Below are 2686 nucleotides of genomic sequence, written 5' to 3' on the forward strand. Positions count from 1 at the left end.
GGGGCCTCGCGCGGGCGCGCCTGCGACGACGGGCAGTCGTCCCGGCTTCGGCGGAGCGAGCGCCGCGCCAAGCGGCGGCTCTGTGCGTGTGACGACCGGGGGAGCGGCGGTGAGCGGCGGTGCGGCCAGTGCGGCAGGCGGCAGCTTCAGCGTCGGCGACAAGGTGTCGCACGGCAAGTGGGGCACCGGCACGATCGTATCCGTCAAGGGCGAGGGCAACGACATGGAGCTGCAGATCGCTTTCCCTGCCCCCGTTGGCGTGAAACGGCTGCTGGCCGCCTTTGCTCCCGTTACCAAGTTGTAATTATCCATTATGACCCGAGAGGACGATCCTTATGGAAGCTGTGCTGCACCGGATGGAAGAGCTGATAACGCTGTTGAATCAGTACAATTATCACTATTATACGTTGGACAACCCGATCATCAGCGATCAGGAATACAATGCCCTCTATGATGAATTAACGGCGCTTGAAACGGAGCATAGCGTCGTTTTGCCGCATTCTCCAACTACCCGGGTCGGCGGCGAGCTGCTGGCCGGATTTGAGCCGCATCGTCATCTGGCGAGACTGTGGAGCCTCGACAAGGCGCAGAACATCGAGAGTCTCGAGGCCTGGAATCAGCGCGTCCGCAAGGCTGTTGCGGACTATAATGCCAAGCATCCGGACGAGGAGCCATTGCCTGATCCGACCTATGTGGTCGAGCTTAAGTTTGACGGACTGACGCTGAATCTGACGTACCGGGACGGGGAGCTGGTGCAGGCTGCGACTCGGGGCAACGGTACGGTCGGCGAAGGCATCCTCGCTCAGGTGAAGACGATCCGTTCGATCCCGCTGCGCATTCCTTTTGACAATGGCACGATCGAGGTGCAAGGCGAGGGGATCATGCATCTTTCGGTGCTCGAGGCGTACAATCAGACTGCGGCCGAGCCGCTCAAAAATGCCCGCAATGCCGCCGCCGGCGCCTTGCGCAACTTGAACCCGCGCGCAACCGCGGAGCGCAAGCTGAGCGCGTTTTTTTATCATGTCGGCTACGCGGATGGCGTCAGCTTCGGGAGCCATCAGGAGATGGTCCAGTTCCTGCGCAACAACCAGTTCAAGGTCAATCCTTACCTCGTCTACTTCTCTGATATCCATGAAGTGCAGGCGGAGCTGGAGCAACTGGCGCTTAATCGGGCAGAGCTGGATTTTCTGATCGACGGGGCCGTGGTCAAGGTGACGGATGTCCGGACCCGGGATGCGCTGGGCTATACGGACAAATTCCCGCGCTGGGCGATCGCATACAAGTTCGAGGCGGAGGAGACGACGACCATCCTCGAATCGGTCAACTGGGAGGTAGGCCGGACGGGCAAGATTACGCCGGTGGCCCGGGTGCAACCGGTCGAGCTTGCAGGCGTCACGGTACAAAACTGCACGTTGAACAATCGAGGCGACATCGAACGCAAAAATCTGAAGCATGCGCTCGGCACGCGCGTCTTCATTCGTCGCTCCAATGATGTCATCCCGGAAATACTGGGCAAGGCAGATGAGGAGATCGGCGAAGAGATTCCGTTTCCGGACACTTGTCCTTCCTGCGGGACGCCTCTGGAGGAGCGGGGCGCGCATCTGTTCTGCAACAACAAGCTCGCATGCCGTCCGCAGACGGTGGGCCGGATCACTCATTTCGCTTCGCGGGACGCGATGGATATCGACACCTTCAGCATTATGACGGCAGAGCAGCTCTATGCCGAGCGAGAGGTGCGGGACCCAGCCGATCTGTACGAGCTGAGCTTTGACGATCTGATCGGGCTGGAGCGATTCGGAGAGAAGAAGGCAAACAAGCTGCTGGCGGCGATCGAAACCTCCAAGGAGCGGGAGCTGGCATCATTCCTGTACGCGCTTGGCATTCCCAATACGGGCAAGGCAACGACACGCATGCTAGCGGATCATTACCGGCAGCTCGATGCGATCATGTCGGCCACAGCGGAGGAACTTGTGGAGTTGCCGGATATCGGGGCGATTGTCGCCGAGAGCATCGTCACGTTTTTCGCCGATCCTGTCATTCGGGAAAGCATCGAGCGGATGCGCCGGCTTGGCGTCAAGGCAGAGGCTGAGCAGCGGGTCGAAGCGAGAGAAGACAGTATATTCTCCGGCAAAACTGTCGTATTGACAGGGACGCTGCAGCAGATGACGCGAGATGAGGCGGCCAAGCGACTCGAGACGCTCGGGGCCAAGGTGTCGGGCAGCGTGTCCAAAAAAACCGACTTCGTGATCGCCGGCGAGAGCGCGGGCAGCAAGCTTGTCAAAGCCAGAGACCTGGGCGTAACGGTCATTGAGGACGAGGATCAATTCATTGCCATGCTCAACCAATAGTCTTTTCTTTCTATATAGCGCAGCGACGTCGGTCGCTGCGTTTTGCTGTCGATAGAAGTTCGAATGCCGACGATTTTGCGGGTGCTGGCAAAAAATATGACGAAGGGACTTGATATCTTCTTTGGGCTGTGGTAAATTACTAGATGTCGCTTTTAAACCTTCTCTTTCTACGAGAAATCGCAGCAAAAGAAAAAAGATAAAACAAACTGTTGACATCTGGTTTGAAAGCTGGTAACATATGATCTTGTCACCGCAAACGTGACAGACAATCAAGTTCTTTGAAAACTGAACAAATGGATCGCGTCGATCCAAACCATAAGCAATACCAGCAAGGAATG

At 57.4% G+C, this 2686-nt stretch carries 1 protein-coding gene and 1 pseudogene; both read left to right on the forward strand.

The window, feature by feature from the left end; genetic code table 11:
- Positions 1-304: pseudogene (locus PA598K_RS36640) on the forward strand (ATP-dependent DNA helicase PcrA); the annotation flags it as partial.
- A gap of 31 nt (positions 305-335) precedes the next feature.
- Positions 336-2348, forward strand: a complete 2013-nt coding sequence (gene ligA, locus PA598K_RS28680; RefSeq protein ID WP_128660226.1) for an NAD-dependent DNA ligase LigA — start codon at positions 336-338, stop codon at positions 2346-2348.
- Positions 2349-2686 lie beyond the last annotated feature (338 nt).

The organism is Paenibacillus sp. 598K, from assembly GCF_003851045.1.
GTDB lineage: Bacteria > Bacillota > Bacilli > Paenibacillales > Paenibacillaceae > Paenibacillus_D.